At 67.9% G+C, this 6977-nt stretch carries 5 protein-coding genes; 2 read left to right on the top strand and 3 right to left on the bottom strand.

Going from position 1 to position 6977, the window contains the following annotated elements; genetic code table 11:
- Nucleotides 1-112: 112 nt before the first annotated feature.
- Nucleotides 113-2074, top strand: a complete 1962-nt coding sequence (locus ASD28_RS10260) for a sialate O-acetylesterase (RefSeq protein WP_056126838.1) — start codon at nt 113-115, stop codon at nt 2072-2074.
- Between the two features lie 4 nt (nt 2075-2078).
- Here the strand turns inward: ASD28_RS10260 and ASD28_RS10265 are convergent, their stop codons facing one another.
- On the bottom strand, nt 2079-3581 hold the full coding sequence (locus ASD28_RS10265; RefSeq protein ID WP_056126839.1) for an acetyl-CoA hydrolase/transferase family protein: 1503 nt from the start codon (nt 3579-3581) through the stop codon (nt 2079-2081).
- A 29-nt stretch (nt 3582-3610) separates the two neighbouring features.
- Nucleotides 3611-4540, bottom strand: coding sequence for a bestrophin family protein (locus ASD28_RS10270; RefSeq protein WP_056126840.1), 930 nt, complete (start codon nt 4538-4540; stop codon nt 3611-3613).
- Nucleotides 4541-4741: 201 nt separating this feature from the next.
- Between ASD28_RS10270 and ASD28_RS10275 the strand changes: the two genes are divergently transcribed.
- On the top strand, nt 4742-5731 hold the full coding sequence (locus ASD28_RS10275) for an aldo/keto reductase (protein ID WP_056126854.1): 990 nt from the start codon (nt 4742-4744) through the stop codon (nt 5729-5731).
- 68 nt (nt 5732-5799) lie between these two features.
- On the opposite strand, the gene ASD28_RS10280 is transcribed toward ASD28_RS10275, so the two are convergent.
- Nucleotides 5800-6717 (bottom strand): hypothetical protein, encoded by a 918-nt coding sequence (locus ASD28_RS10280; RefSeq protein ID WP_056126841.1) that lies wholly within the window; start codon nt 6715-6717, stop codon nt 5800-5802.
- Nucleotides 6718-6977: the final 260 nt, after the last annotated feature.

Here is a 6977-nt window from a genome sequence, read left to right on the forward strand (position 1 = left end):
GCGGGCTGGTTTTTTTTGCCCAATGCAAACAACGCGTGCGGCCGTCCCAGCCTTGGTATAACATGGTTTCCCTAAAAATGGTTGCGCAAACATTCAACAACGACGAGGAATCATGATGGAGACAACACGCATCGCCGCACGCCTGCTGGCGCTCGCGGCGGCAAGCGCCTGCCTGCCGGGGCAGGCGGCCGACCTGGGCCTGGCCCGTATTTTTGCCGACCACGCGGTCCTGCAGCGCGACCAGCCGATTGCCGTGTGGGGCACGGCCGGCGCCGGCAGCAAGGTGAGCGTCACGCTGGGCGGACGCACCGTGACCGGCACCGCCGATGCGCGCGGCAAGTGGAAGGCGCAATTGCCGCCGCAGCCGGCGGGCGGCCCGTACACGCTGACGGTCGCCTCGGGCGGCCAGACCGTCAGCCGCGCCGACATCCTCGTCGGTGACGTCTACCTGTGCTCGGGCCAGTCGAACATGGAATTCGTCGTGCACAACTCGACCAACGCGTGGTCGACCACGATGACGGCGGCCAACGACAAGATCCGCTTCCTGAACGTCGAGAAGAACAGCACGGCCGCGCCGCAGGATGAGCTCAAGGGCCCGGTCGCGTGGAAAATCGCGGGGCCGGACACCATCGGCGATGCGTCCGCCGTCTGCTACTACATGGCGCGCTCGCTGCAGGGCAGCTACAAGGTGCCGGTCGGCTTCGTCAACGCCAGCTGGGGCGGCACGACGATCCAGGGCTGGATCGGCGGGGAGTCGCTGCGTACTGTGAGCGACTACACGGCCGGCGTCGACGCCGTCAAACAGTACGGGGCCGATCCGGTTGCCGGCATGCGCGCCGAGGACGCCCGCAACGAGGCCTGGTGGACGGCGCACGACCCGGCGGCGGCCGCGCAGCGTGCGTGGATCGCGCCGGACTTCGACGACAGCGCGTGGCCCACCGTCACGCCGACCGGATCGTGGAAGGACAGCGGCGTGGCCGGCTTCAAGGACTTCGACGGCGTCGCGTGGTACCGCACGACGATCACCCTGACGGAAGCGCAGGCCAAGGCCGCGAACGCGGTGCACCTGGGCCCTGTCGACACGTACGACACGACGTGGGTCAACGGCGTGCGCGTGGGCGGCGTCAGCACGGGATGGATGTGGCGCGACTACGATGTGCCGGCCGGCGTGTTCAAGCCGGGCCGCAACGTGATCGCCATGCGCGTGCTGAGCGGCGGGCAGGGCGGCGGCCTGTCGGGACCGGTGGACAAGCGCAGCATCGGCCTCGCGGACGGCCAGGCGATCCCGCTGCCGGCCGCATGGAAGGTCCAGCGCGGCGGCGCCATGAAAGGCCAGTCGGTGCCGCCGGCGGCGTGGTCCGTGCCGACGAGCCTGACCACGCTGTACAACGGCATGATCGCGCCGCTGGTCGGCTATAAATTCAAGCTGGCCGCGTGGTACCAGGGCGAATCGAACGCCGGCGCGGCGCAGGAATACCGCACGTTGCTGCCGCTCTTGATGCGCGACTGGCGCCAGCGCTTCGGCCAGCCGACGCTCCCGTTCTTCGTCGTCCAACTGACGTCGTATGGGTCGCCGGCGAAAACGCCGGGCCAGTCCGGCTGGGCCGAGCTGCGCGACGCGCAGGCGGCCGCGGTGGCGAACGACCCGCACGCGGGCCTGGCCGTCACGATCGACGTGGGCGACCGTTTCGACATCCACCCGACCCAGAAGACGCTCGTCGGCGAGCGCCTCGCGCGCGCGGCCCGCGCCGTCGCGTATGGCGAGAAGACGATCCCCGGCAGCCCGACGGCCGTGTCGGCACAGCGCAAGGGCGGCGACATCGTCGTGACGTTCAAGGACACGGGCGGCGGCCTGGCGACGTATTCGTCCGACCGCGCCAACGCGTTCGAGGTGTGCGCGGGCACGACGTGCCGCTATGCCGATGCGCGCGTGGCCGGCGACACCGTCGTCCTGGCCGGCGCCGGCACGCCGGACGTCACGCGCGTGCGCTACGCGTGGGCCGACGCGCCGTTCGTGAACCTGTTCGGCGCGGACGACCTGCCGGCCGCGCCGTTCCAGCTGGAGGTGCGCTGAAGGTTCAGGGTTCGAGCATCGAGCCCGTCTCGCTGTAGCGGGTGTGCCACGCGTACGCCTGCTCCAGCACGTGCGGCGTCTGGCCGCCGCGCTGCTGCGCTTCGGCGACGTACGCGCGCAGCATCGATTTGTACGGTTCGGCCGTGCACTGTTCGATGATGACCTCGGCCCGCTCGCGCGGCGCGAGGCCGCGCAGGTCGGCGAGGCCCAGTTCCGTGACGATGATGTCGACGTCGTGCTCCGTGTGGTCGACGTGCGTCACCATCGGCACGATCGACGACACCTTCCCGCCCTTGGCCGTGGCCTTGGTCGCGAAGATCGACAGGTAGGCGTTGCGCGCGAAGTCGCCCGAGCCGCCGATCCCGTTCATCATGTGCGTGCCCAGCACGTGCGTCGAATTGATGTTCCCGTAGATGTCCGCTTCCAGCGCCGTGTTGATGGCGATGATGCCGAGGCGGCGGATCACTTCCGGGTGGTTGGACACTTCCTGCGGGCGCAGCACGAGCTTGTCGCGGTAGCGGCTGAAGTCGCGGAACACCTGCCGGCTCTTTTCCGGCGACAGCGTGATCGACGAGCCGGACGCGAAATCCAGCTTGCCCGCGTCGAACAGGTCGAACGTCGAATCCTGCAGCACTTCCGAATACATCGTCAGGCGCTCGAACGGGCTGTCGGCAAAGCCGGCCAGCACCGCGTTGGCGATCGTGCCGATGCCGGCCTGCAGCGGCAGCAGTTCCTTCGTCAGGCGGCCCGCCTCGATTTCCCTTTCGAAGAAGCGGATCAGGTGGTCCGCGATGGCGGCCGTCTCGCTATCGGCCGGCAGCACGGACGACGTCGAATCCGGCTGGTCGGACAGCACGATCGCAACGATCTTCTCGGGCGGGATGGCGATCCACGGCGTGCCGGCGCGGTCGTCGGCCGACATGATCGGGATCGGTTCGCGCAACGGGCGCTTCTTCGGAATCCAGATGTCGTGCAGGCCTTCCAGGCCGGCCGACTGGGCGAGGTTGATCTCGACGATCACCTTGTCGGCCAGGATCGCGAAGCTGGCGCTGTTGCCGACGGAGGTCGTGGGCACGACGGCGCCGTCTTCCGTGATCGCCACCGCTTCCACGATGGCCACGTCGACCGGGGCGATGTGGCGGCTGCGCAGCTGTTCGACGGTCTCGGACAGGTGCTGGTCGATGTACATTACCTCGCCGCGGTTGATCGCCGCGCGCAGCACGGGGTCCACCTGGAACGGCATGCGGCGCGCCAGCGCGCCCGCTTCGGTGAGGCGTTTGTCGGTGTCGTTGCCGAGCGAGGCGCCCGTCATCAGCGTGATCTTCAACGGCTCCGTGCGGGCGCGCTCGGCCAGCGCGGCCGGCACGAGCTTGACGTCGCCGGCGCGGGTGAAGCCGCTCATGCCGACGGTCATGCCGTCCTTGATCCAGCGCGCGGCCTCGTGCGCACTGGTGACGCGGCCGCGCAGCGAGGCGCAGCGGATACGGTCCAGGTATTCTGTCTTCATGTCTTTCTCGGGTCTACGTCGGGGTGGAACTAGCTGAGCCGGTAGTTCTCCGGCAGCAGCGGGGGAGGCAGGTCGCGGTCGCCCAGGGCGGTGCGCAGGTCGATCTCGATCGTGCGGCACAGGGCCTCGAGCGGCAGGCCGTTGTCGGACGCGCGGAAGGGTTCCTCGAGTTCGTCGCCGAGGGCGTCCAGGCCGAAGAAGGTGTAGGCCACGATGGCCGAGACAAGGGGCGTCAGGTAGCCGATCGTGTCCACGAGGCCGAACGGCAGCAGGAAGCAATACAGGTACGCCGTGCGGTGCAGCAGCAGCGTGTACGAAAACGGGATCGGCGTGCCGCGGATGCGTTCGCACGACGCGGCCACCGCCGTCAGCGCGGACAGGCTCGTGTCGATGGACGGCGCGAGGCAGGCGTCCAGGCGGCCCGTGCGCAGGCATTCTCCGAGGTCGACGCCCATCTCGAGCATCAGCGCGTACGGGACGTTCGATTGCGTGCGCACGCGTTCCCATTCGGCTGGTGCGATCCACGGCGCGACGTCGGCATTGCCGTCGGTGTCGCCGCGCAGCCGGTGGCGCAGCGCATGCGCGTACGCGATGGCGCGGCGAATGATGCGCAGGTGGGGATCGTCTGCGGTCGGATGGCCGGGCGCGACGAGCGACAGGCACTGGCGCGCGAGGCTGCGGCTGCGCAGTATCAGTTCTCCCCACTGCTTGCGGCCTTCCCAGTAGCGGTCATAGGCCGCGTTGTTACGGAAGCCGAGGAAGATCGCGAGGGGGAGCGCCATCAGCGTGAACGGCGTCGTCGTGAAATGCAGCTTGTGGTGGCCGAACTGGCCGTCGGTCCACGTGACGACGACCGCGAGCAGCGTACTGACCGCGAGGTGCATCCAGATGCGCGGCAGGATCGAGCCGCGCATGATGAAGAACAGCCGCAGGGCCGATGGGCGGTCGCGGACGATCACGTCCGCCTCCAGGCCCGGTCATCCATGAAGTGCATAAGAGGCATGGTCGTCTATTCTGGACTTCACACTCGGAAACTCCCAATTCACATTTCCCATGTCCGTCATGAACGATGTGAATGCTTGCATGATCATAAACCTGTCGTGTGCCGCCGTCGCCGCGAAACGGCTATCGTCACGCCCATCGATCGCACGGAGACCATCATGAAGACACGTCAGCTGGGCAATGAAGGATTGCACGTCTCGGCCATCGGCTTGGGCTGCATGGGCATGAGCGATTTCTACGCCAACCGCGACGACGCCGAATCCATCGCGACGATCCAGCGCGCCATCGACCTGGGCGTCACGCTGTTCGACACGGCCGACATGTACGGCCCGCACACGAACGAGGTCTTGCTGGGGCGCGCGATCCGCGGGCGGCGCGAGGGACTCGTCATCGCCACCAAGTTCGGCGTCAAGAGAACGCCCGAGAATCCGGGCGATTTCAGCGTCTCCGGCCGCCCCGAGTACGTACGCGCCGCCTGCGAGGGGAGCCTCAGGCGGCTCGGCATCGACACGATCGACCTGTATTACCAGCACCGCGTGGACCCGGCTACGCCCATCGAGGACACGATGGGCGCGCTGGCGGACCTCGTCCGCGCCGGGAAGGTGCGCCACGTGGGCTTGTCCGAGGCGTCCGTACACACGATCGAGCGCGCCGTGAAAGTGCATCCGGTGACGGCGCTGCAGAGCGAGTACTCGTTATGGACGCGCGACCCCGAGGATGGCGTGCTCGATGCGTGCCGCCGCCACGGCATCGGCTTCGTGCCATACAGCCCGCTGGGCCGCGGCTTCCTCACGGGCGAGATCCGTACGCCGGACGATTTCGCGCCGGACGACTACCGCCGCAACAGCCCGCGTTTCCAGGGCGCGAACTTCGCGCAGAACATCGCGCTCGTCGACAAGGTGCGCGAACTGGCGCGCGAGGCGGGCTGCACGCCGGGCCAGCTGGCGCTCGCGTGGGTGCTGGCGCAGGGGCCGGACATCGTGCCGGTTCCCGGCACCAAGCGCCGCGCCTACCTCGACGAGAACGTGGAGGCCGTCGACATCGACCTCGGGCCGGCGCAGTTGACGGAGCTGGAAGCGATCTTTCCGCGCGGGGCTGCGGCGGGGACGCGGTATCCGGAAGGGGCGATGGGCGCTGTCAACCGCTAAGCAGCACAACGTCGTCCCCGCGGAGGCGGGGACCCGGGGTTGCATGCGTTTCGACAGATCATGAACAATTAGACCCCCGCCTTCGCGGGGGCGACGGGTCGGAGCCAACCCTGTAATCCACCGATCGCCTCTTCCTTCAACTTCGCCTCGATCTCGATCCACGGCGCCTCCACATACGCCGCCGGCATCGTCGTGATCAGGTCCGAATGCTGGCGATCGTTGAACCCGTCGCGCCCGTTCGAGATGTGGACGACCTGGTGCGCCGGCACGGGCCACGTCGCGCGCGCCGCGGCGAGCATCGCGGCCACGCTCGGGTCGTCGTAGCTGGCCAGCTTGTCGTGCACGATGTGGTGGTGCGCGTCGAACACCATCGGCACGCCGGCGCGCATGCACACGTCGTGGATCGCGTCCGCGCCGTATGAATATTCATCGTTCTCCAGGCACAGGCGCAGGCGGATCGCGTCGGGCAGCGCACGGATGCGCTCGACGAGCGCGTCGCTGCGGTTCGCCTTGCCGCCGTGGATCTCGAGCAGCGCCCACGGCGAGCGCGGTTGCTCCAGCAGGTCCATGATGTCGGCGTGCATCTGCAGGATCTTGACGCTGTTGGCGACGACGTCGGGCGAGTCGGAACTGAGCACGACGAACTGGTCCGGATGCATCACGAGGCGCAGCCCGAGTTCCGTCGCGCGCCGGCCCGTGCGCGCGAGCGCGGGCACGAGGGGCTGCATCACGGCGCGGCCGATGTCCTCGTCGAAGAACGGGAAGATCGACGACGGGATGCGGTACAGGCGGATGCCGTTGCGGCGGCAGTATTGCAGCGCGCCGTCCAGCGTCTGCAGGTTGTCGCGGTAGATGTCGTCGAGCAGCTTGCGCTGGCCGTCGTCCGACTGCTCCAGCAGGCGCTTGCGCGTGACGGTGCGGTAGCGGATGTCCTTCGAGACGGTGATGCAGACCAGGCCGAGCTGGGGCGGGGAGGAGACGGGCATGGACGAAGCGGGAGCGTTGACGTTGGCGCCATGGTCCCCCGATCCACCCATGCCGTCAAACCAATGCGGCGCAGAAACCCATCACCGGCGGGTCAAACGCGGTTCACCACCAACATCGGGGTCAGAGCCCGTTTTTAGGCAATTTCTCAAATTCGGGGTCAGACCCTGACCCTTCCCCACATATTTTTCTTGTAGGTGGACGGGGTTGCTGTTAGCTTCCGGTGAAAAAAGCTGGTGCATGCATAGCTGTGTTAGCCCTC

This window comes from Massilia sp. Root133 (genome assembly GCF_001426525.1).
GTDB lineage: Bacteria > Pseudomonadota > Gammaproteobacteria > Burkholderiales > Burkholderiaceae_D > Telluria > Telluria orientalis.

What these genes read in the sequence shown, in the direction of transcription:
- ASD28_RS10260 (WP_056126838.1), top strand. Translation starts at nt 113, where the DNA reads ATGATGGAGACAACACGCATCGCCGCACGCCTGCTGGCGCTCGCGGCG.
- ASD28_RS10265 (WP_056126839.1), bottom strand. Translation starts at nt 3,581, where the DNA reads ATGAAGACAGAATACCTGGACCGTATCCGCTGCGCCTCGCTGCGCGGC.
- ASD28_RS10275 (WP_056126854.1), top strand. Translation starts at nt 4,742, where the DNA reads ATGAAGACACGTCAGCTGGGCAATGAAGGATTGCACGTCTCGGCCATC.
- ASD28_RS10280 (WP_056126841.1), bottom strand. Translation starts at nt 6,717, where the DNA reads ATGCCCGTCTCCTCCCCGCCCCAGCTCGGCCTGGTCTGCATCACCGTC.